Source organism: Nocardia amamiensis, assembly GCF_015477605.1.
Lineage (GTDB): Bacteria > Actinomycetota > Actinomycetes > Mycobacteriales > Mycobacteriaceae > Nocardia > Nocardia amamiensis_A.
In genome coordinates this window covers 26,447-50,064 of sequence record NZ_JADLQX010000004.1, presented here as the reverse complement: position 1 = coordinate 50,064, position 23,618 = coordinate 26,447, and the positions used below count along the sequence as shown (strand labels likewise).

Below are 23,618 nucleotides of genomic sequence, written 5' to 3'. Positions count from 1 at the left end.
GCAGCCCGGCACCCATCGACCGAGAGGGCGCAGATGCCGCTGCACATCCACCGTGCCGAGCGCGCCGACGTCCTTGCCCAGGCGCTGGCCGGGGTGCTGTCGTCGCCGCAGGAGGACCCCTTCGCGGCCGAAGTGGTCGCGGTGCCCGCCAAAGGCGTGGAGCGCTGGCTGACGCAGACGCTCTCGGCGGTGCTCGGGGCGGACGGCTCGGCCGACGGTGTCTGCGCGAACATCGCGTTTCCGTCACCGGCCGTGCTGGTCGCCGAAGTACTGGCCGCGGCGAGCGGGGTGGCGCCCGGGGACGACCCCTGGGCGCCCGAGCGGGCCGTGTGGACGCTGCTTCGGGTGATCGATGCGTCGTTGCCCGAGCCGTGGTGCTCCGTGCTGGCCAGGCATCTGGGCGAGCCGGCCGGCGCGGGTCGTGAGCACCGCCTCGGGAGGCGTTACGCGACCGCGGCGGAAGTGGCGGCGCTGTTCGACAGCTATGGCGCCCAGCGTCCGGTGTTGATCACCGAGTGGGCGGCGGGCCAGGACACCGACGGCGCGGGCGGCGCGGTGCCCGACGACCTGCTCTGGCAGCCCATGCTGTGGCGCAGGCTGCGCGCCGAGATCGGAGCGCCCAGCCCCGCCGAGCGACTCGAGGCCGCCTGTGCGCGCTTGCGCGCGCAACCGGATCTGGTCCCGCTTCCCCCGCGGGTATCGCTGTTCGGGGTGACCCGGCTCCCCAGCGATCAGCTCGCGGTGCTGTCGGCCCTGGCCGCCGGCCGCGACATCCACCTGTGGCTCGCGCATCCGAGCCCGGTCCTCTGGTCGTGCTTGTCGCGGATGCCCGCGGCGCGTACCCGTGCCGAAGATCGCAGCGCCGCGGCCGTGTCGCATCCGCTGCTGGCCGGACTGGCCCGAGACGTCCGGGAGTTCCAGCAGCGGCTGGCCGGGCTCGCGGCCACCGGCTCCGACATCCACCGTTCGCTGGCGGTGGCCGGCACCGATAGCATTGTGCCAGAAGGGTATTCGTCCACGACGTTGCTTCGTGCGTTGCAGGCGGGCATCCGTGACGACCGATGGCCGCCGGTCCCGGGAGCGGTCGGCGCGGACGGCACCGTGCAGGTGCACGCTTGTCACGGTCCCGCACGGCAGGTCGAGGTGCTGCGGGAATGCCTGCTCGGGCTGTTCGCGGCCGACGAGACGCTGGAGCCGCGGGACGTGCTGGTCATGTGCCCCGAGGTGGAGACGTACGCCCCCCTGGTGCGCGCGGCGTTCGGACAGCGGACGCCCGGATCGCCGGAGCCGCAGGCCGATTCGGTGCATCCAGCGCATCGGCTGCGGGTGCGTTTGGCCGATCGGGGACGCGGTGTGACCAATCCGCTGCTCGCGGTGATCGGCGTCCTGCTGGAACTGGCCGACGGCAGGGTGACCGTGACCCAGGTGCTCGACCTCGCGGCGGCCGAAACAGTACGGCGCCGTTGTGGTTTCGACGACGAAGACATCGAACGGCTGCGCGAGTGGGCGGCCGAATCCGGCGCGCGATGGGGGATCGGGCAGCGCCAGCGCCAGGCGTTCGGACTCGCGGACTTCGCGCAGAACACGCTCAACAGCGCGGTGGACCGGATTCTGCTCGGCGTCACCGCGGGCGAAACCTCCGACGATTGGCTGGATCTCGCGCTGCCACTGGACGACGTGGACAGCAACGACGTCGACTTGGCCGGCCGCTTCGCCGAGTTCATCGATCGGCTCGCGGTGTGCCTGCGCGACCTGCGCGGTCCGCGGCCCGCGCAGGAGTGGGCGGCGGTGCTCGGCCGCGCGTTGGATCTGCTGACCGATGTGCCGGATGCCCAGGCCTGGGTGCGCACCGAGGCCAGGCAGGAGCTCGCCGCCGCCACCGAGCACGCGGGCGAGGTGTCGTTGCGGCTGGCCGACGTCGGCGTGCTGCTGCGTTCGCGGCTGGCCGCGCGGCCGACCCGGGCCAATTTCCGTACCGGGGAGCTGACCGTCTGCACGATGGTGCCGATGCGGTCGGTGCCGCACCGGGTGGTGGTGCTGCTCGGCTTGGACGACGAGGTGTTCCCGCGCGCGAGCGGCGCGGACGGCGACGACCTGCTGGCCAGGCAACCGCTGCTGGGGGAACGGGATCCACGCAGCGAGGACCGGCAGCTGCTGTTGGACGCGGTCCTCGCGGCCCGTGACGCGCTGCTGGTGTTCCACACCGGCGCCGATCCGGTGAGCGGAGCGCACCGCCCGCCCGCCATCCCGGTCGCCGAACTGCTGGACGCGCTGCGGGCGCACGTCGGCGCCCCGGCGATGGACGCGGTGGTCACGCGGCATCCGCTGCAAGACTTCGACCGCCGCAACTTCCGGGCCGAGCGTCCGTTCAGTTTCGACACCGTGGCGCTGGCCGGAGCGCACGCGTCCGGTCGGCCCGCGCAGCCGCGTCCCGCGTTCCTGCCCGCGCCCCTGCCGCCGGCCGAAACGGCGGATGTGGCGCTGGCCGACTTGATCTCGTTCGCCGAGCATCCCGTGCGCGCGTTCCTGTGGCAGCGCCTCGGCCTGCGCGTCCCCGAGCACGAGGAGGACATCGCCGACCGGCTGCCCATCGAACTCGACGGGCTCGCCAAGTGGGAACTGGGCGAGCGTCTCCTCGCCGCCCGCCTGACGGGAGCGGATCCGGCGGGGTTGCGGGCGGCGGAATGGCGGCGCGGCACACTGCCGCCCTTCGGTTTCGGCGCGGCCGTCCTCGACGAGGTGGAGCACACCGTGGACCGGTTGGTGCGCGCCGCGCAGGCGGACTACGCGGGCACCCCGCGCGCCGTGGACATCGCGGTGGATCTGGGCAACGGACGCAGGCTCACCGGCACCGTGCCGGAGGTTCACGGCGAAACGCTGGTCCGCACCACCTTCTCCCGGCTCGCCCCGAAACACCGTGTCGCCGCGTGGGTTTCATTGCTGGCGCTCGCCGTCACCGAGGACCGGTCGTGGCGTGCGGTGAGCACCGGTCGTGGCCAATTCGGGCGTCCCGCATGGCGTAGTGAGCTCACCGCACCCGATGCGCCGGTGGCCGGAGAGATCCTGCGCGAGCTCGTCGCGCTGCGCGAGGCGGGGCTGACCGAACCGCTGCCCGTCGCGCCCACTGCCACCGCGGCCTACGCCGAACGCCGCTTCCGTGGGGCGGGTGCCGACGACGCGATCGCCGCGGCGGAGCGGGAATTCAACGGCGGTCCAAACGGTCCCGGACCATTCGGCGATCACACCGACCGCCACCTGCGCTACGTCTGGGGCCCGGCGCCCCGGCTCGACGATCTCATGGCGGCTCCCGCGCCCGCGGGAGAGCGAGGTGAGACCACCCGCTTCGGTGCGCTGGCCCGGCGGATCTGGGCTCCACTGCTTGCCGCGGAAAGCCAGGGACAGCCGTGACCGGTCACGAAGCGCCCGGTCGGCGCCGCCGGTTGCGCGCGATCCTGCAGCGGCCGTGGGAATCCGCCACCGTCATGGCGCGTGTTGGTCGCCCTTGCGCGGTCGGGTACCCGGCAGAATGGCAGCTCGGACAGTCGTATCCGGTTGCTACATCGGACCCGGTCAGCGTGATCCACCGCGCGTTCGTGACGTCCGCAGACCGCGTGACATCCGGCCGCGCAGGAGGGAGGCACGCGTGACCGTCCAGGAAGCCTCCTTCCCCGCGGCCGCGTTCGACACCGCCGCGTTCGAGCCGTACGGGCCCTTGCCGACCGGAACGACCGTGCTGGAAGCCAGTGCGGGCACCGGCAAGACGCATGCCATCGTCGGGCTCGCCGTACGCTACGTCGCCGAGGCGGGTATCGAGGTGTCCCAGCTGCTGCTGGTGACGTTCAGCCGCGCCGCCACCCAGGAACTGCGGGAACGCACCCGCGACCGATTCGTCGCCGTCGCCGCCGGATTGGCCGACCCCGACGGGGCGCGGGCACACGCCGACGAGCTGGTCCGGTATCTGGCCGACGCCGAGGAAGCGGAGGTGCGGCTGCGGCAGCGCCGCCTGCTGACGGCGCTGTCGGATTTCGACGCGGGCACCATCGCCACCACGCACAGCTTCTGTCAGCGCATGCTCGACGAACTCGGGTTCGCGGGCGAACACGATCCCGGCACCCGGCTGGTGGAGACCGTCGACGACCTGGTCGCCACGGTCGTCGACGATCTGTACCTCAACCGATACGCCCGCGCCGAACCCCCGTTCCCGGTCAAGGAAGCCCGCACGCTCGCGCTGGCGGCGGTACGGGACCGGCACGCGGCGCTCGTCCCCGACGACGAATCCGGTGCGAGCGAGCGGGTGGCGTTCGCGCACGCCGTCCGCGCGGAGACCGAACGACGCAAACGGCTTGCCGGGCTGCGCGACTTCGACGACCTGCTGGTGCTGCTGCACGACGTGCTCGCCGATCCGGAGCACGGCTCCCGCGCGTGCCGCCGCATCCGCGCGCGCTACCGCGTCGCCCTGGTCGACGAGTTCCAGGACACCGACCCGCTGCAATGGGACATCCTGCGCCGATCGTTTCACGGGCATGCCACGCTGGTTCTGGTCGGCGACCCGAAGCAGGCGATCTACGCCTTTCGCGGCGCCGAGGTGCTCAGCTACCTGGACGCGGTCGCGCACGCAGGCACCCGCAAGGAGCTCACCACCAACTGGCGCAGCGACGCGGGACTGCTGGCCGCGCTGGACCACCTGCAGGGCGGTGCCGCGCTGGGGCACAAGGAGATCGGCGTGCATCCGGTCACCGCGACCAGGCCGTGGTCGCGGTTGTCCGGCCCGGAGGAGCTGATCACCCCGATGCGCGTCCGATGCCTGCCCCGCACGGGCGCCGGGCCGCTGAACAAGTCCGGGTTCCCATCCGTGGGCCGCATACGAGCGAAAGTCGCCGACGACCTGGCCGCCGACATCGTCCGCATGCTCGAATCCGGCGTGCTGATCGACGGGAAAGCGGAACCCGTTATAGCCACGACGGACTCCAGCGCAGCGGTGACCGGTGACGCGGCGCGCAGGCCGATCGGACCCGGTGACATCGCGGTGCTGGTGCGGACCCGTTCACAGATCGAGGTCGTGCGCGCCGCGCTGGACCGCGTCGGCGTCGCTTCCGTCCTCGCCGGCGGCACCAGCGTCTTCGCGACCAGCAGCGCGACCGACTGGCTGTGGGTGCTGCGGGCGCTGGAACAGCCGCACCGCGGCGACCGGGTGCGCCTGGCCGCGTGCACCCCGCTGCTCGGCGTCACCGCGGCCGAGATCGACAGTGGGGGAGCCGATCTCGTCGGGCGGGTCAGCGCGCAATTGCGCGAGGCCGCACGGCTGTTCACCCGCGCGGGCTTCGCGGCCGTCTTCGAGAAGATCGCCGCCGAAGCGTGCCTGGCGCAGCGGCTGCTCGCCGTGGAGAACGGCGAGCGCCGGCTCACCGACCTGCGGCACATCGCGCAGCTGCTCGACCAGGTCGCGCTCACCGAAGGACTCGGGCTGACCGCGCTGACCCGATGGCTGGCCGACCGGGTGCGCGATCCCGCCTCCGGATCCGTCGCCGACCGCAGCCGCAGGCTGGACCGGGACGCCGCCGCCGTGCAGATCGCGACCGTGCACGCCAGCAAAGGACTGGAATTCCCGGTGGTCTACCTGCCGTTCGCCTGGGACAGCGCGAAGAACCCGTACCCGGCGACGCTGCTGTTCCACGACGACGAGGGAGCGCGCGTGCTGGACGTGGGCGGTCCGGACGCGCCGGGCTACGCCGAGCGCAAGGCCGCAAGCGAATCCGAGGAAGCGGGAGAGGAGCTGCGGCTGTTGTACGTCGCGCTCACGCGGGCGATGTGCCAGATCGTCGCCTGGTGGGCGCCGGCGATCACCACCGCGGCTTCCCCGCTGCACCGGATGGTCTTCGGGCGGGCCGACCGCGGCGCGGTGGTCGCCGCGCGCGCCGCCGTGCCCGCGGATGCCGTTGCCGCCTCGGCCCTATCGGCGTGGGCCGAGGACGCGGGAGCGGCTGTCTCGGTGACGCCGGTGGCCGTGAGCGACGACGTCGCGATCCGGCGGGTGCGTACCGAACCCGTGCTCGGCGAGCTGGCGGCCGCGCGGTTCGACCGCGTCCTGGACCAGCAGTGGCGGCGCACCTCGTACTCGGCGCTCACCGCGTCGGCACACGAACCCGCCGGGCCGGCCACCGACAGCGAACCGGAGGACGTCAGGGGTCCCGGCGACGAGCCCGCGAGTGCACCGTCGATCGGCGCGTCCGGGCCGGAGCCCACCGGCGCCGCCTCGCTGATGAACGCGCTGCCTTACGGAGCAGAATTCGGCACGCTCGTGCACGGCGTGCTGGAACGGATCGACACCGATCGCGCCGATCTGGCGGCCGAGGTACGCGACCGGTGCCGCGAGACAGTGACGGAACTGATGGCCGACGCGGACCCCGAACAGCTCGCCACCGCGCTGCTCGCGGTGCTGCGGACACCGCTCGGCCGCGGCTGCCTGGCCGACGTCGCCCGCCGCGACCGCCTCGCCGAACTCGAGTTCGAACTGCCGCTGGCGGGTGGCGACCGGACCGGCGCCACCGCGGCCACGCTGCGGCGGATCGCCGACCTGCTGCGGGCCCACCTCCCGGCCGACGACGACCTGTACGAGTACGCGGACCTGGTGGCGGTGCTGGAGGACGTACCGCTGCGCGGCTACCTGACCGGCAGTATCGATGCGGTGCTGCGTGTCCCGGATGACGCGTCGCCGCGGTTCGTCATTGTGGACTACAAGACCAACCGGTTGGGTACGGGCGATCTCACCGTCGCGCACTACACGCGCGACCGGATGGCCGCCGAGATGTTGCGCTCCCACTATCCACTGCAAGCGCTGCTGTATTCCGTTGCGCTGCATAGATATCTGCGCTGGCGCCTGCCGGGCTACGACCCGGCGCGTCATCTCGGCGGTGTTCGCTACCTGTTCGTGCGCGGCATGATCGGACCGCAGACGCCGCCCGGTTGTGGCGTCTTCGACTGGCATCCGCCCGCCGATCTGGTCGTCGCACTGTCGGCGCTGCTGGCCGGGGAGGCCGGGCGATGACCTCGATTCAGGTGGCGCAGCGGGGAACCGGCCTGCTTCGCACGTTCAACGAGGCGGGTGTGCTGTCGGCCGCCGACGTGCACGTGGCGCTGCGGCTGGGCAGGCTGGGCCGGGAATCGTCGGAGGAGGTGCTGTTCGCCGCGGCGCTGGCCGTGCGCGCGGTGCGTTCCGGCTCGGTGTGCCTGGAACTGCACCGGATGCGGGAGATCGGCGTCGATGCCGACGAAACCTGGGACGCCGGTATCGATCCGGCGACGCTGCCCTGGCCGGACATCGCGGCGGTGGTGGCCGCGCTTCGGATCAGCCCGCTGGTGTGCGGCGGCCCGGCGGGACCGTTGCGGCCACTGCGGCTGGTCGAATCCCAAGGGCCGGGCGATTCCGGCCCGCTGCTCTACCTGGCTCGGTACTACCAGCAGGAGCAGACGATCCGGCGGGTGCTCACCGAGCGGTCCGCGCACCACCCGGCAGTCGATCCGCGGATCGTGCGGCGCGAGCTGGACCGGTTGTTCGACGCACCGGCCGGCGCGGCGCCGGACCGCCAGCGGCTGGCTGCGGCGCTCGCCGCGACGCACTGGACCACCGTGGTGGCGGGCGGGCCCGGCACCGGGAAGACCCACACGATCGCGCGGATCATCGCGCTGCTGGACGCACACCGCAAGGCCGAGCCGAAGCTGCCCGCGCTGCGTATCGCCCTGGCCGCGCCGACCGGCAAAGCGGCCGCGCGGCTGCAGGAAGCCGTTCGAGAGCAAGCCGATTCGCTCGGGCTCCCGGAACTCACCGCCGCGACCCTGCATCGGCTGCTCGGCTGGCAACGCGGGCGCGGCACCAGGTTCCGGCATCACGAGTTCAACCGCCTGCCGTACGACGTGGTCGTCGTCGACGAGACGTCGATGGTCTCGCTGACCATGATGAGCAGGCTGCTGGCCGCGCTGCGCCCGGACACCCGCCTGGTCCTGGTCGGCGACCCGGACCAGCTCGCCTCCGTCGACGCGGGCGCCGTGCTCGCCGATCTCGTCGCCGGACCGGTCGCCGCCACCCCGAACCCGGTCCTCGACCAGATTCTCGACCCCGAAAAGGCGGCGGCCGCGGATCATTCCGAAGCGCTGACCGCGCTGGAGCGGACCCGTTTGCGCGGCGGCATCGTGCGATTGACCCGTGGCCGCAGGTTCGGCGGCCGGATCGCCGACCTGGCCATCGCGGTGCGGGCCGGTGACGCGGACGCCGCCCTCGAACTGCTGCGCACGGACGGCGGCGAACTGTCGCTGGCCGCGCCCGATGACCTGACCGCGGTGCGCGCCGACGTCGTCCGGGCCGCTGGCGCGGTCACCGGCGCGGCGCTCGAGGGGGACCCGGCGGGCGCGCTCAGCGCGCTCGAATCCCATCGGTTGCTGTGCGCGCACCGTCAAGGCCCCTTCGGCGTCGAACGCTGGGATCGGATGGCCGCCGAATGGGCCGCCGCCGGGGGAGCGGGCCCCGACGCCTACCAGGCCCCGTGGTACCCCGGCCAGCCGCTGCTGGTGACCGCGAACGATCACGAGGCCCGCATCTACAACGGCGACACCGGCGTGGTCGTGCGGATGCCCGACGGTTCACTGCGGGCGGCGTTGCAACGCGGCAGCGAACCGTACCTGGTGCATCCCACCCAATTCCCCGCGGTCGTCACGGTGTTCGCCATGACCATCCACCGCAGCCAGGGCAGCCAGTACGACACCGTCTCCATCGTGCTGCCCGAACCGGAATCGACCCTGCTGACCAGGGAACTGCTCTACACCGCAATCACCAGGGCTCGCCGTCACGTGCGGATCATCGGGACCGACGAGTCCATCCGCGCGGGCATCGCGCGCCGGGTTCTGCGCGCCAGCGGACTATCCCGCCGGGATGGAGAAACCGCGGCCCGATGAGGGAATCCGACGTTCGGGCCATCGGACGGACGAGCTCGGCGTGACCGGCCTGCGAGTTGGGCCGGTCCGCTGAGCAGAGAACGCCGCCCCGATTTGTCCGGGGCGGCGTTCACGCGTTCGGGCCGGTCCTAGCCAACATGGAGTTCGCGGTTATCGGGCGAACGTCCTCCCAGTGCGTCAGGCAGTGGTCGGGGTTTTCTCCTCGATGCGGTCGACGGTGGCCGGGACGAGGCGCCGGCGGCGCGGCGACCACCAGTTGGCCGGGCCCATCAGCTGCACCAGTGCGGGGACCAGGAGCATGCGGACGAGGGTGGCGTCCACTACCAGGGCGATGATCATCCCGAGTCCCAGGAACCGCATGGGGCCCAGCGGGGACAGGGTGAATGCCCCGGTGACGATCACCAGCAGCGTTGCCGCCGCGGTGATGACGCGCGCGGTCTTCACCGTGCCGATTCGTACCGACGCGGCGGTGTCGGCGCCCGCGTCATGTGCCTCGACCATGCGCGACAACAGGAACACCTCGTAGTCGGTGGAAAGCCCGAACACCACGGCGAGGATCAGCACCAGCATGCCCGCGGTGATCGTCCCGGTGCTGACGCCGAGCACACCGGCCAGGTGTCCGCCGCAGAAGATCCAGGCGAGCACGCCGAACGTGGCGGCCAAACTCAGGAACGCCATGGCAACGGCCTTGAGTGGCAACACGATCGAGCGGAACGCCGCGAACAGCAGCACCATCGTCGCGGCCACCATGACGAGGATCATCCATGGCATCCGGTCGACGATCGAGCCCACGCTGTCCACGGTGGCCGCGGTATCGCCGCCGATCCACAGGGCCGTGCCGTCCGGCGGCGAGAGCGCACGCATGCCACGCACCGTCGCACCCGCTTCTTCGGTGCGGTCGGTGCTGTTCAGGAACGCGTGGAACACGACGAAGTCCTCCGCGCGACCAACTTGCACCACCTGCCGCACACCCTCGACTTTGCCGAGCGCTGACGCGGTCGCGTCGACGGCGGCCGACTGCGGTGGCCCGTCGTCTCCGTGCAGCACGGCCGTCACCCCGCTGCCCGCCGCGGGAAACTGCGCGGTGAGTTCCTCGACGGTCGTGCGCATCTCGTTGCCCTCAGGCAGCGCGCGATGATCGATGTCGCCGAGCCGCAATCCGGACAGCGGAGCCGCGAGCAGGAGCAGAATCGCTCCGACGACCACGGTCACCAGACCCGGCCGCCGCAGCACGCGGTCGACCAGGCGTCCCCAGAACCGCTCGGTGCGATCGGTGGCCCGTGCGCTGCCGATGCGCGCGCCGAACAGCACCAGCAGGGCGGGCAGCACGGTGAGCGAGAGCGCGGCGGCCAGCGCCACCGCCGTGATCGCTCCGATGCCGAGCGAGCGCAGCACCGCCTGCGGAAAGACGAACGTGCCCGCGAACGCGCAGATCAGTAGCAACGCCGAGAACGCGACCGTGCGGCCGGCCGTGGCGTAGGTGCGGGTAATCGCGGATTTCAGGTCGTGCCCGGCGGCGACCTCCTCGCGGAATCGGGTGACCAGGAACAGCCCGTAGTCGATGGCCATGCCCAGACCGAGCAGCGAGGCCACGTTCACCGCGAACGTGCTCACCTCGGTGACCTCGGCGAGCACACGGATCGCGCCCATCGCGCCGAGCACCGTCAGGCCGCCGACCACCACCGGGAAGGACGCGGCGATGAACCCGCCGAACACCGCCACCAGGATCATCAGCGTCAATGGCAGCGAGAGTGATTCGGCGCGCACGAGATCGTGCTGGGACTGCTCGTTGATCTCGGTGGAGATCGCGCTGTAGCCGGACAGATCGGTCGTGATGCCCGGAACCCGGAGCTTGGGTTCGAGGTCCGGATACACGCTGACGCGCTGGTTGGCGTCGCCGGCGAGATACACCACCGCGAGAGCGTGCCGATTGTCCGCCGTCCGCAGGAACTGCTTACGAGCGAATCCGGCGTTCCAGTAGGTCTCGATGGGCCGTTGCAGCATGGCGGGGTCGATCCGGGCCAGCGACTCTTGGACGCGGGGGCCGATATCGTCGACTGTCTGCCCCTCCGGTGCCGTGTAGCGCACGACCACGTCGGGATTCTGCGGGCCGAAGTGCTCGCTCACCAACTCGTCCACTTGCGCCGACTCGCTGCCGGGATCGACGAATCCGGCCGCAGTGACCTTGTCGGATGCGCCGAGTCCGACGTAACCGGCCAGCAGCATCACCCCGGCCACGATCGCGAGCACGATGCGGGGCCGGGCGAGGACAACGCGGATCGCGGCGCTCATCGCACAACCACCTCGGGCGTTGCCAGCTCGGCCTCGAGCCGCGCGGCGACCTTGTCCAGCAGCGCCTCCAGCCGGGACTCGATGCCGGCGCCATTGCGGCAGGAGACGGTCAGCTCCAGCTTGCCGTCCACTTCGACCATGGTGAACAGCAGCGGCATGGCGCCGCTGTGCTGAGGCAGCAACCGCACGCTGGTCGGCGTCCAGCCGGGTACTGCCATCTCGTCCAGATCGAACCTGCCCATGTGGGACACGGTGGCTGACACCATGTTCCGATTCAGTCGCGCCCCGAGCCAGTTGCTCGTGCGCAGCACCCCGCGGATCACGCCGGGTGGGAATTTCGACAGGCGGCCGTTGTCGAGCTGGTTCAGCTCCCGCCGTTCCCGCAGCCCGCTGCGCATCCGGCCGCTGATCGTCTCCCAGCTCTCACCCGGGGTGACATCCAGGAACAGTGGCAGCGCCAAATTGGCGGTTGAGCGCAGGGCGGGGTCGTGCCTGCGCAGATCGACCGGAATCATGAAGCGGGACTTGGCGTCCGACTCCGCGGCCAGGATCGCCGCTATCCGCGCGACGATGCCCTTGCCGGTCGCGTTGATCGTGCGGTGGCGCAGCAGCCAGCGCACGGCGGCCGGATTCTGCCGGCCGCGCCCGGTCGGCGCCTTGAAGGTGGGCAGCACCAGGGTCGGTTTGCCGGGCGCGCCGATCCGGTTCACAAGTTCGGCATCGGCGATCGGATCGGGTGCGCCCAGCGGCGGGTATCCACGCAGCGCGCGGAATACGTCGTCCACCCACAGGCGCATGCCCATTCCGTCCATCACGCCGTGGAAGGCGCGGAACACGATGGTGGTCTGTTCGCCGGTGAGCAGCAGCACTTCGGTGGTCCGGTCCGGCGTCGGACCGATCGGTGTGTTCAGCACCGCGTCGTTCTCCAGCGCGGCGTAGTGCAGCGACCAGCCGGGCACGTGGCGCACGGCGGCGGCCAGGCCACCGTCCACCCAGTCGGCGCCGTCGCGGACCAGGCGTGCACCAGGGTTGGCCGCCGAAGCCACGTCGACGGCCCGCTGCAACGCCGCCGGGTCCAGGCTGCCGTCGCCGTGGACGGCGATGTGCATGACGAACGGTGGAGTCACCGCGCGCGTGCAGAAATACAGTCGTTCGGTAGGGGTGATCTTCCTGCGGAAGACGGTGGCGTTGCTCATGCTGGCCTCCGGGTACCGGTGGGTGTTCAGCCCAGATTCCGAGTGAGTTCGACCGCGCCGCCCTGGGTTTCCAGCCATGCGAGGAGGTCGGCCAGTCCGCTGTCGCGGTCCACGATCGGCTGGTAGCCGAAATCTCTTGCGGCGGCGGAGGTGTCGTAGGTAGCGCTGCGGGACAGCAGCGCGACGGTGTAGCGCGACAGCGGAGGCGACCAGCGGGTCGCGACGGCCGGGATGCGCCAGATCGTCTCGACGACGCGCACCGCCGCGTTGATCACCGCCGGGTTGGGCTTCCGGGTCGGTGGCCGGTACCCGAGCCGGGTGCTGATCTCGCGGAGGAAGCCCCAGACATCGGTCTTCTCGGCGTCGGCGATGAAATACGCCTTGCCGCCCACCGCATCCGACTCCGCCGCCTTCACGCAGGCGTCGACGATGTTCTCGACGTGGCACATCGAGGCGTAGACGGTACGGCCGAAGGACAGGTCCGGCAGTGTCCCCATACCGGCGCGGCCGAGCATCCGCACGATCGGACCGGACCGGTCGCCCGCGCCCCAGATCGCGCGTGGGCGCAGGGCGCAGGTGCGGAAGCCCGGGGTGTCGGCGGCCAGGACGGCTCGCTCGGCCGCGGCTTTGGTCTCCGCGTACAGATTCAGGTAGCGCCGTGGGTACGGCACCGATTCATCGACGTCGATCTGGTCGCCGCCGTGGTAGTCCATCATCGCGCTCGGGCTCGAGATGAACACGAACCGTCCGGTCCCGCCTCTGCGGGCGGCTTCGAGCAGCCGCTCGGTGGCCCGGACGTTCTCGTTCCAGAACTGCTCCCTGGTGCCGCGCTCGTCCACCCGCGCCGCGCTGTGGAACACGATGTCGACGCCGCGGGTCGCCTCTTCCAGCGAGGCGGGGTCGGTGAGATCGCCGTAGATCAGCTCGATCTTGTCGATGTCGTCGCGCAGGTCGGTCAGGTTGCTGGTGCGGCGCACCAGGATCGACACGTCGTGCTCGCCGTCGCGCACGAGCCTGCGCACCAGCGCCCCGCCCAGAAATCCGGACGCGCCGGTTACCAGAACTTTGCTCATTGCTCTATCTCCTTGCCGGGCTGGGTCCGCCACCAGGTCAAGCCGAAGATCTGCGTCAATGCCGCGGTCTCGAGCCGGCTGCGGCCCGAGCCTTCGGCAGCGCGCAGGGCCGCCGGAATCTGGGCCGCGTGCACCACGATGCTGAGGAAAGCGTCGATCCACCACACCGTGCGCAGGAGCTTGCTGTCCGGGACACGGTCGGTTGCCGCGGCCAGCGCACCGCCGGCCAGATACAGCCACCCGAGGACGGGAATTGCCCGAAATGCAGTCGTTTTCATGTGTTATGTGTCCGTTCCGAGCCGTTTGGCCGCCCACACCGCGAGGCGTTCGCGTCCGATCTTGGCGTTGTGCCGGATATCGACCGGAAAGGACGGATGGACCAGGAAATCGGAGATCATCCTGGTGAGGTCGAACTGTGCGCCATGGGCCCGCAGCGCGGGCTCGACGACTTCCGGGTCGGCGCCCGGCTGCAATTCGACGCAGAGCACCGGCCGCTGCGCCCCACGCGGGCCGATCCCGACCAGCGCCGTGCGGGCCACGCCCGCGACGGTGTTGAACACCTGCTCGATCTGGACGGTGAACATCGGCCCGTGCGCGGTGACCACCCGCTGGCTCTTGCGTCCGCAGAACCAGATCCGTTCCTGTTCGTCGATCCACGCCAGATCGCCGGTGCGGTGCCAGATCCGATCGCCGTCGACGATCTTGCCCTGCGCGTTGGCCTGCTCCGGCCAGTGGTACCTGGTGCTGACGTTCGGCCCGGCGACTACCAGTTCGCCGATGCCGCGGGTCGTTTCCAGCTCGCCGGCCAGTTCGTCGGCCCGTGCCATGGTCGGAAGAGGTTCGTCGGTGATCGCCACGATGCGCGCTTGCACCTGGTAGGACGGTCTGCCGATACAAGTTCCCTCGCCGCGGTGCGCCCGCTCCACCAGTCCGTCCAGCAGTTCGCGGGATTCGATGGTGGACATCGGCAGCGCTTCGGTGGATCCGTATCCGGCGACGATCTGCACGTCCTCGTGGAGCACCTCACGCAGCCCCGCGATGCACCAGTCCGGCACCGGAGCACCGCCGGAATAGATGCTCTCCAGCGACGTCAGCGTGGCCGGGTGGGCACGCAACTGTTCGAGCAGCGGGATCAGCACGGCGGGGGAGGCGAACATGGTTCGGACGCCGAACTTCTGGATCGCGTCCACCACATGCGCGGGATCGGTCGCGCCGACCTTGCTCGGAATCAGCGGCGGCAGCACGCAGCGCGAGCCGAGCAGCAGGTCGAGCACGCCGACCAGCGGCAGGGTGATCAGCGAAGCCTCCGGCGTGACCTCACCGCGCGCCATGTGCACCTGGTCGACCGTCGCCGCCAGGTTGCCATAGGTCATCCGCACGGCTTTGGCCGGTCCGGTGCTGCCGGTGGTGAACGCGATCAGCAGCAGGTCGTCCTCGGTGACGGGACGGCCCTGCGGAACCGGGCCCACAGGGGTCCGGCCCCATGCCCGCAGCGATTCGCCCCGCCAGAACCAGCGTCTGCCGACCGTGACCGCGGTGTGGACGGTGCGGAAGCTGCGCGGGAACAGCACGCGCAAGGCGTGGGCCTGCGGGATGCCGATGAACGCTTCGGCCTCCACCGCACGCAGGCAGCGCAACATCTTTCGCACGCCCATGCCGGGGTCGATCACCACCGGCACCGCCCCGATCTTGAGCAGCCCGAACATGATCGCGTAAAGCTCCGCGCTCGGCAGTACCAGCACGATCGTGCGTGTGCCGGTACCGACTCCCGCCGCGGACAGTCGCTCGGCGATCGTGTCCGACCACAGGTCGAGATCGCGATACGTGAGGTGCCGGTAGGCCGGCAGGCCATCGGGGCCGACCCCGTCCGCGTAGCGCACCGCCACGCGGACGGGATCGGTGCGGACCACCGCACGAAACCGATCGATGGCCTGCCAGTGGGTACCCGTTGTCACGCAGGCGCCCCGGCGAGTACGGGCAACCGGTACAGCACCGCCGCAGCCGTCGGGCCCGCGCCCGCCGCGACGAACAGCACCTGGCGGTGCTCGGTGAACCCGTCCTCCGCGATCGCCAAGTCGTATGCCGCGGTCAGCGCGGCCGTGTGCGGGTCGCCGTAGCGCAGATCCGGTGTGCGGACCGAGTTCTGGTCGATGCCGAGTGCGTCGGCCAGCTGCTTCGGAAACTCCGGGCTCGGCGTCGACGCGATCAGCGCGATCTCGCTGAGCGAGGCATGATCCGACTCGGCCAGCGCTTGGCGCGCAGCGTCGACGGCCACCTCGAGCAGGCGGTCTTCGAAGCCGGGCTCCCGGACCACGGTGATCGCGCCGCGCCCCTGGTTGCCCATCGTCGTGGTGTCGAGATAGCCCTCGACCGCAGGTGTGCCTTCACCCTTCACGCTGTGCACCGTGCCGAAGCCGACCGGTTCGTCGGTGCGCTCGAGCAGCAGTGCCGCGCCGCAGACGGCGTACGGGAACTCGTCGTCGGCGATGTAGCGGGTCATCGACGGATGGGTGTCGCCGGACACGATCAGCACGTGCTCGGCGCTGCCGGTCTCCAGGACCGAGGTCGCCACCTGAACCGCGTTGAGCACGCTGACCGCCCCGTTCATCAAATCGAACGAGAAGGTCCTCGGGTCGTCTTTGGCGTATTCCAGGCCGATGCCGGCCGCCTTCTGGATCAGCGCCGACACCGCGGGTTCCATGATGTTCGAATCGCGGTAGATGTTCGCGTTGATCAGCAGGCCCACCTGATCGGCACGGATTCCGGCGCGCTGCAGACTCTGCTTGGCGGCGCGGGCGGTGTGCTCGACGATGCTGTGGGTGTCGCCTGCCCGGCTGATGCCGGTGGACTTGATGCGCACGCTCATGACTGACCTCAGACCTTCAGCGACGAGATGGTGGTGGACACGAACCCGGTGACGATGCCGGAGGCCGCCGGGACCAGCAGCAACTTCGACCCCGCGGGGAGGCTCTGCTGGCTGAGCTGGTCGTGCAACACCATGAAATGCGAAGTGGTGGAAGTATTTCCGAGCTTGTCGATGACCCGGAGATCCGGCGGCATCGGGCTGCCGAACTCGCGCTCGGCGATGGCGTTCATCCACGGAATGGCGGCGGCGCCGAACTGGTGGTGGATGACGTAGTCGAACTTCTCGTCGGCGAAGCTCTTGCCCTGCGCCTCGAGGAATTTCCGCTGGGTATTGGTGCCGAGCAGGAAACGGTCCTCGTTGTGCATGGTGCGGTTGTCGGTGTACATCGCCACGCCCTGGGTTTTGCCGCTCGGCATGCCGAGGCACAGGTGCGAGTATTCCGCGGCCGTCATCATCTCGATGTAGTGGATAACATCGTTTTCATCAACCGCCTGATCCAGCACGATGGCGCATCCGGAATCGCCGACGGTCAGCGAAGCGAACTGTCGGTCGTATTTCTCGGAAATCTCGTCGACCGCGGTGTCAGCGATTGCGGAAATCGCTTCACCACTGACGACGATTCCGTTCCGGACGGCGCCGGAGCGGATCATCCGGTCCAGGATGTAGGTACCGGTGAGCATTCCGGCGCATGCGTTCGAAATATCGAACGCAATGGCGTTCTTGGCGCCGATAAGACGGCTGATCGACGAGGCGAACGAAGGCTCCATATACACGCGAGTGCCATGTTTGCTGCGGGAGATCGAGGCGGAGATGATCACGTCGATATCCTCTGGACCATACTGTGACCTGGACAGACAGTCCTCGACGGCCTTCATGGCCAGAGTGAACGAATCTTCGTGATTTTCCGGGCGAGTGTCACGCCGCCGGCGTTCGCGAACGCCGGTGATTTTCTCCAGATCGAATGAAGGGGGCTCCTTCATCCGGGACAACAGCTCATCGGTCGTGACGACATTCGAAGGCAGATAGGCGCCGATGGATTCGAAGCGAGAATTGGACACGAGCGCTCCTGAAATCGTTGACATATACGGTTCCGGATCGACTCTGATCGTCGGTGGGATTGACACTACCCGACAGTAACAACGAATGGCTATAGCTGTGGTGACCACTCCGTCTGAGACGGGAATCACTTCCCAGTATAGATGTTTCGTGAGGTATCACCAACCGGTGATCGACTGGCTATGGCGTTCGCACCATTGCGACTCGATGGGGCATACCGGTGTATCGCGGTGTTTCGCATTCGTGACCGACCGTGTCGCTCCGGGGTGGCGAATCCGCGGCTTTCGGAATGGCTACCGACCGGCTATTGCCGAATGGCGGTTGTTCATGGACGCTCGACCGGTTGTGTCCACCGGTGGATGTGAGTGACTTCACTATGAATCTCGCATCGCGGGACCGGTTGGTATCGCGTGGTCTGTTCGGCCTGTCTGATTTGCGAACTATGGTGCGGCAGAGGGAAACCCGGCGCTGCCACCCAGGCCGGCATGCACCGTGTCTCGAACCCTCCACCTGGGGCGATAGGGTTGGTAACAGGCGAGCGCCGCCCGGTCCGCCAGGACGTTCGCGACGACGGAAGGGAGAGGTGATGACGACCGTGGCCGAGCATGTCGACGTGCTCATCATCGGCGCCGGGCTCTCCGGCATCGGCGCGGCGTGCCACCTGCGCCGGGCCTTCCCGCAGCGCACCTACCTGCTCCTGGAGAGCCGAGCGGCCCTGGGGGGAACGTGGGATTTGTTCCGGTACCCCGGCATCCGCTCCGACTCGGACATGTACACCCTCGGCTACCGGTTCAAGCCGTGGCTGGGTGAGGAGTCGATCGCCGACGGCAGCGCCATCCTCGGCTACCTGCGCGAGACCGCCGCCGAATACGGCGTGGACCGCCGTATCCGGTTCCGGCACCGGGTCATCCGCGCCGAGTGGTCCAGCGTCGACAGCCGGTGGACGGTGCACGCCGAGCGTACCGACACCGGCGAGAACGTCACGTTCACGGCGGGATTCCTGTTCTCCTGCGCTGGTTACTACCGCTACGACGCGGGGTACACCCCGGAGTTCCCCGGCGCCGAGCGGTTCGCCGGTTCGATCGTGCACCCGCAGTTCTGGCCGGAGAAACTCGACTGCGCCGGCAAGCGGGTGGTGCTCATCGGCAGTGGCGCCACCGCGGTGACGCTCGCTCCAGCGCTCACCGCGCAGGGTGCGCACGTGACCATGCTGCAGCGCAGCCCGAGCTACATCATCTCCGCGCCTTCCCGCGACCGGCTGGCGCTGACCGCTCGCCGCGTCCTTCCCGTGCGGGCCGCGTACGCGCTCGCGCGCGCCGAGTACGTCGCGATCTCCACCGCGCTCTACCAGTTCAGTAGGCGCAATCCGGCGGTGATGCGCAAGCGTATCCACGGCTGGCAGCGGCGCTGGCTGCCCGCGGGCTACGACATCCATACCCACTTCACGCCGCGGTACGAGCCGTGGGACCAGCGATTGTGCCTCGCGCGCGACGGCGATTTCTTCCGCGCCATTCGGCACGGCATGCTCGACGTGGTGACCGACCGGATCGAGACCTTCACGGACACCGGTCTGCGCTTGGCCTCCGGGGCGACGCTGGAGGCCGATATCGTCATCACGGCAACGGGTTTGAACCTTCAAGTCTTCGGCGGTGTCGAGCTCGTGGTCGACGGTGCTCCGGTGCGGCCGTCGGCGACCATGGCCTACAAGGCGATGATGCTGTCCGGGGTGCCGAACTTCGCCTTCGTCATCGGGTACACGAACGCCTCGTGGACGTTGAAGGCGGATCTGGTGTCCGAGTACGTCATTCGGCTGCTGAAACACATGGATGAGCACGGATATGTGCGCTGCGTGCCGGTTCGCGACCCGTCGGTCGGCGCCCAATCGCTGTTCCCCGGCTTCACCCCCGGCTACGTACGCCGCTCGGAGAGCCTGTTCCCCGTCCAAGGTGACCGCGCCCCGTGGCGGCTGCGGATGAACTATCTGCGCGATGTGTTCACGCTGCGATACGGCCGGATCGCCGACGGCGCCATGTTCTTCGAGCGGGCGCCGCGACGTGCCGAGGCCGCGGCCCGGGACTAGCCGTGCAAATGGAACCGAGACGTAAGATTGGCAAGTGTCCGGGTCAGCAACCTGCCAATGGGGGCTTGACGTGTCAGTCCGATGTCGGCGAGCGGCCGACGGTCCTCCGCGGAACCCAGCCAGCGGGTCCAGGAGGGGGACATGAGGTCGGCATCGGTAGCTCGTAGCTGCTGGAGGGCAGCGTGATGACCGTCCCCTTGGTTCCCCGGCCGAGTAGTGGTCTGGCTGGGCAGAGATCGACCCGCTATGGCTGGAGTGCCGCCGCCCCGCCTCTACGGCCGGTGTTGTTTGTCAACCCAAGATCGGGCGATGGGGCGGCCGACCGTGCGAGGGTTGCCGAAAAGGCACGAGATCGCGGAATCAAAGTGGTCATCCTCGATTCGGGCCGAAGCCTCACCGAGCTTGTCGACGAGGCGGTGAGGCAGGGCGCGGATGCGCTGGGGATGGCTGGCGGCGACGGGTCCCTGGCGGTCGTGGCAGCAGCCGCCGCCGCACATGGGGTGCCGTTCATCTGCGTCCCTGCCGGGACACGTAACCACTTCGCGCTCGACCTCGGAGTGGACCGCAAGGACGTGGCGGGCGCGCTCGACGGGTTCACCGATGGAGTGGAGCGGCGGATCGACCTGGCAGAAGTGAACGGCCGCGCATTTGTGAACAACGTTTCCCTCGGGATCTACGCTGAGGCGGTCCGCCATCCGGCCTATCGCGCCGCCAAGGTACGCACCCTTGTGGAGACGGCCGGGCGGGTGGTCGGCCCCAGTGCAAGGACACCGGCGCTGCGCCTCGTCGATGACGAAGGGCGGCAGCACACTCAGCTCGCCGTTGTGCTGGTCTCGAACAACCCTTATGCGTTGGGCTTCGGCAGTCGGCCCTCGCTCGATAGCGGCCTTCTGGGCATCGTCGTTCTCGATACACCGGATAGTAGGCGGCATCCTCCCGGGCGCGCCTGGAGCGCTCCGAACTTCGAGGTCCTCGCCCCCGCGCCCGTGCACGCGGGTATCGACGGGGAGCCAGTGGTGCTGAGTGCACCGCTCAGGTTCGCCATTCGCCCGGCAGTGCTTCGCGTGCGCATCTCGTCCCGACATCCTGGCGCCTCACCCTCCGGCCGCCTCCGACCTGAAACGTCACCGAGGAACGCTTCACCGGCCGCCCGCCAAGAGGAGTCGGAGTAGTCGGCGGGGTGCGACGCGTGCCCGCCCTGGCGACCGATATGTGCGGTCGCGTGCGCCGGCCACCATGGCTGACGTCCCGGCTCCGAGGACGGAGCCGAGCACCACGTCACCGGGGTAGTGCACGCCGGTGTGAACCCTCGAATAGGCCACCCCACTGGCGAGCAACCGGATCGGCACTGCCAGCGCCGGGTAGTGTCGGCCTACCGTATAGGCGAACGCAAACGCCGAGGCGGCGTGACCGGACGGAAAAGACGCGGACTCCGGCATGGGAACAAGACGGGCTTCGAACGGGCCCGGGTCAGGTCGCTGCGGACGCCGCCGGTGGGCCATCGGCTTGATGCCCAGATTCACGGTCGCGGACGTCGCACCGATCGCGAGCACACCCTCGAACGCCACCTGGCGTCCACGTCTACCTCCGAGGGCGGCGATCAGCGCAGCGAGGCCAAGCCACAGACGAGAGTAGTTCGCTGCCTTCGAGAGCCGGCGAAAGGCATCGTCCAACTGAGGCGTGGGAGTCACCGCCACGGCCTGGTACGCCGCTCGGTCGATCGCCCCCACCTCGCGCAACGCCTCACCCCACGGGGACCTAGCACCCCACCGGTCCGCGACCCTCCTTGCGAGGGCGTCCTCGACCGTCTGCTCCCTGTCGATCCGCTCCGGCATACGGCGATCGTAGGTCGTGGGGCCGGCATCAACCGAGGGGGCGCCTCCAGCGGGGCCAGCCAGTTTTACACCGTCGGCGGAGCTGTGGACCTGCGCCACCGGGTCGAGGCACTGGAGCAGCAGCGGATGCGGTGCTGGTGGCAGCGGCCCCGTTCGAATGCCCGGCCGCCCGTTCGGGGCCGCGTTTCTGCCGACCGACCAGGCTCGATGAACAGTTCGCCAGCGGTGCCGTGTGGGTGGATGTCTTCACGCCCGACCCGATGCCGCTGCCGGTGGCCGAGCTGTCGTCGGTAACGCCCTCGTGGCGATGATGGCGGCAAAGGGCATGGGCTCCGCGCGGGACCTCCGTCACCGCGGCGTACCTGCAAGCCTTCGCTGCGGCCGTGGGCGGGTTGCGGACGGACCGCCTCCGGCAGTGCCTCTTATGCCTCGGTGCCCAGCGACGAGCGCGCCGTCGCGATCCGCTCGATGACATTGGCGGCGTGCTCGTCGAAACGCTGCCGCGATACCGGGATCTCCCCGTCGAGCCACGGCCGGTAGAGGTAGGCCAGCGCACCGAAGATGGCGTTGGCGTTGAGGGCGAAGTCGTGCTCGTCGGACACCGGATCGGCGTAGTCGCCCGCGCCGATGATGAGCGCGATCGGCGCCGTGAACAACACGATGAGCTCGTTCGCCCGTGGCATCAGCACCGGCGTGGCCTGCGATTCCACGAACATGATGCGGCCGCGACGGCGGTCCGCCACCAGGTAGTCGGTGAACACGCCGACCATGTGGCGAAACATCGCGTCGCGCTCCGTCGGTGCGTTCGGCAGCTCGGCCAGCAGCTGGTCGCGCGCGCCGAGGACCACGGTGTCGAGCACGATCGTCAGCAGCGCGTCGAGGTTGGGGAAGCTCTCGTAGAAATAGCGCTCGGTCAGCCCGGCCTGCCTGCACACGCCGCGCATCGACGTCTCGGCGGCGCCGATGGTGGCCATCAACTCCGTGCACGCCTCGATCAGCTGTTCCCGGCGCGCGGCGACGCGATCGGCGGGCGAGCGTCCGCGCCAGCGACGCATACCCGGAATCGACCCGTCCGCTTCGGTCATGCGGTCATCCTCTCACAGCGATTGAATTGACATCATGCGATGTTGACAGCATTTGATGTCATCAATACATTGCGAAGACGCCGATCGACGACGAGGGGTGCGAGATGGGGTCTGCCGCTTACGCCGGACGTGGCACTGCACTCGACCTGGACTTGTGAGAGAGCCGGCAACACAGCTCGGCGGGCAACGGCGCCCGCGTGTGGGAGGAAGGCATGACTGTGCAGATCCAGCCGGTAGTACTACCGGCTGCGGGTCGGATGAGCGCCGGGGTCGTCGGCCTGCTGCGCCGGGTGCTTTCCCGGCCCGCCCAACCCGTCGCGGACCGGCTGGATGTCCGGGATCGGGTGGTGGTGATCACCGGCGCGGGCACCGGCATCGGCCGGGCGCTCGCCGAAAAGCTCTACGCCTCGGGCGCTTCGGTGGCGCTGATCGATATCGACGAGGCTGCCGCCGCGGCGGTCGCCCGCTCGATGGGGGAGCGCGCGCTCGTCGTGCGCGCGAACGTCTCCGATCGAATCGGCATGCGCCAGGCGATATCCCGGGTGCGTGAGCGATTCGGCCGGATCGACGTGGTGGTGGCCAACGCGGGCGTGGTGCCGGAGCCTGCGACGATCAGGACGATGAATCCAGGGGATTTCGATCGGGTCATCGGCATCAACGTCACAGGCGTGTTCAACACCGTGCACCCGGCACTGGACGACATCGTCGCCGCGAAGGGTCACGTCGTGGTCGTCTCCTCCGCCGCGGCTTTCGCGCCCGGGATGGGCGGCTCGCCCTACATGGTGAGCAAGGCCGCGGTGGAGCAGTTCGGGCGAGCGCTGCGGGTCGAGCTGGCGGCCGTCGGGGCCACGGCGGGCGTGGCGTACTTCGGTGTCGTGGACACCGCGATGACGCGAGGCACACTCGACGAGGACGAGCTGGGCGCCGACCTGGGCGGCCTGCTGCCCTGGCCGCTCAACCAACGGATCACCGTCCGCGACGCGGCCGACTCCCTCGCTGAGGGCATCGCTCGCCGGGCGCCGCGCACCGTCGCGCCGCCGCAATGGGAGCCCTACGCGCTGTTGCGCGGCGTGATCAACGTGGTGCTGGATGGCAGACTCGTGCGCGACCCGCGAGTGCACGACCTCATCCACCGCATCGAACAGCGCAGGAGCGCCGGCCACCCCGTGACCCCACTTCCGCGCTGACG

Annotated in this window: 15 protein-coding genes; 6 read left to right on the top strand and 9 right to left on the bottom strand. The window is 69.6% G+C overall.

Annotated features, from left to right (window positions below):
• Window positions 1–33 precede the first annotated feature (33 nt).
• The 3 genes from recC (at window position 34) to recD (ending at window position 8,946) form a co-directional block, all read left to right on the top strand.
• Window positions 34–3,408 carry an exodeoxyribonuclease V subunit gamma gene (gene recC, locus IU459_RS06755; protein ID WP_195128614.1) on the top strand — a complete coding sequence of 1,125 codons (3,375 nt, stop codon included), beginning with the start codon at window positions 34–36 and terminating at the stop codon, window positions 3,406–3,408.
• Window positions 3,409–3,643: 235 nt separating this feature from the next.
• The gene (locus IU459_RS06750; protein WP_440446466.1) at window positions 3,644–7,045 is read left to right on the top strand and encodes a UvrD-helicase domain-containing protein; all 3,402 of its coding nucleotides are present in this window, start codon (window positions 3,644–3,646) and stop codon (window positions 7,043–7,045) included.
• On the top strand, window positions 7,042–8,946 hold the full coding sequence (recD, locus tag IU459_RS06745) for an exodeoxyribonuclease V subunit alpha (protein WP_195128612.1): 1,905 nt from the start codon (window positions 7,042–7,044) through the stop codon (window positions 8,944–8,946). Before IU459_RS06750 ends, recD begins: the two co-directional genes overlap by 4 nt.
• A gap of 177 nt (window positions 8,947–9,123) precedes the next feature.
• Here recD and IU459_RS06740 read toward each other — a convergent pair whose 3' ends face one another.
• Genes IU459_RS06740 through IU459_RS06710 form a run of 7 tightly spaced genes read right to left on the bottom strand, consistent with a single transcriptional unit; the run spans window position 9,124 to window position 17,431 of the window.
• Window positions 9,124–11,238 carry an MMPL family transporter gene (locus tag IU459_RS06740; RefSeq protein WP_195128611.1) on the bottom strand — a complete coding sequence of 705 codons (2,115 nt, stop codon included), beginning with the start codon at window positions 11,236–11,238 and terminating at the stop codon, window positions 9,124–9,126.
• A complete protein-coding gene (locus tag IU459_RS06735) occupies window positions 11,235–12,434 on the bottom strand; it encodes a peptide synthetase (protein WP_195128610.1) in 1,200 nt (399 codons plus the stop codon). The genes IU459_RS06740 and IU459_RS06735 overlap by 4 nt, the downstream gene beginning before the upstream one ends.
• A gap of 26 nt (window positions 12,435–12,460) precedes the next feature.
• Window positions 12,461–13,507, bottom strand: a complete 1,047-nt coding sequence (locus IU459_RS06730; RefSeq protein ID WP_195128609.1) for an NAD-dependent epimerase/dehydratase family protein — start codon at window positions 13,505–13,507, stop codon at window positions 12,461–12,463.
• Window positions 13,504–13,785: a hypothetical protein gene (locus IU459_RS06725; RefSeq protein WP_195128608.1), complete on the bottom strand. Its 282-nt coding sequence runs from the start codon at window positions 13,783–13,785 to the stop codon at window positions 13,504–13,506. Before IU459_RS06725 ends, IU459_RS06730 begins: the two co-directional genes overlap by 4 nt.
• Window positions 13,786–13,788: 3 nt before the next feature.
• Window positions 13,789–15,462: a fatty acid CoA ligase family protein gene (locus tag IU459_RS06720; protein ID WP_195128607.1), complete on the bottom strand. Its 1,674-nt coding sequence runs from the start codon at window positions 15,460–15,462 to the stop codon at window positions 13,789–13,791.
• Entirely contained in the window at window positions 15,459–16,373 is a 915-nt protein-coding gene (locus IU459_RS06715) for a hypothetical protein (protein WP_195128606.1), read from the bottom strand. Before IU459_RS06715 ends, IU459_RS06720 begins: the two co-directional genes overlap by 4 nt.
• An 8-nt stretch (window positions 16,374–16,381) precedes the next feature.
• Window positions 16,382–17,431: a 3-oxoacyl-ACP synthase III family protein gene (locus IU459_RS06710; protein WP_195128853.1), complete on the bottom strand. Its 1,050-nt coding sequence runs from the start codon at window positions 17,429–17,431 to the stop codon at window positions 16,382–16,384.
• Between the two features lie 584 nt (window positions 17,432–18,015).
• Here IU459_RS06710 and IU459_RS06705 point away from each other — a divergent pair.
• Both IU459_RS06705 and IU459_RS06700 read left to right on the top strand, forming a co-directional pair.
• Window positions 18,016–19,509: a flavin-containing monooxygenase gene (locus tag IU459_RS06705; protein WP_228837511.1), complete on the top strand. Its 1,494-nt coding sequence runs from the start codon at window positions 18,016–18,018 to the stop codon at window positions 19,507–19,509.
• Window positions 19,510–19,694: 185 nt separating this feature from the next.
• Window positions 19,695–20,681, top strand: coding sequence for a diacylglycerol/lipid kinase family protein (locus tag IU459_RS06700; RefSeq protein ID WP_228837544.1), 987 nt, complete (start codon window positions 19,695–19,697; stop codon window positions 20,679–20,681).
• Here IU459_RS06700 and IU459_RS06695 read toward each other — a convergent pair.
• Both IU459_RS06695 and IU459_RS06690 read right to left on the bottom strand, forming a co-directional pair.
• Entirely contained in the window at window positions 20,649–21,344 is a 696-nt protein-coding gene (locus IU459_RS06695) for a phosphatase PAP2 family protein (protein ID WP_195128604.1), read from the bottom strand. The genes IU459_RS06700 and IU459_RS06695 overlap by 33 nt on opposite strands.
• A 422-nt stretch (window positions 21,345–21,766) precedes the next feature.
• On the bottom strand, window positions 21,767–22,429 hold the full coding sequence (locus tag IU459_RS06690; RefSeq protein WP_195128603.1) for a TetR/AcrR family transcriptional regulator: 663 nt from the start codon (window positions 22,427–22,429) through the stop codon (window positions 21,767–21,769).
• A 257-nt stretch (window positions 22,430–22,686) separates the two neighbouring features.
• On the opposite strand from IU459_RS06690, the gene IU459_RS06685 reads away from it, so the two are divergent.
• Window positions 22,687–23,616, top strand: a complete 930-nt coding sequence (locus IU459_RS06685) for a short-chain dehydrogenase/reductase (RefSeq protein ID WP_195128851.1) — start codon at window positions 22,687–22,689, stop codon at window positions 23,614–23,616.
• Window positions 23,617–23,618: the final 2 nt, after the last annotated feature.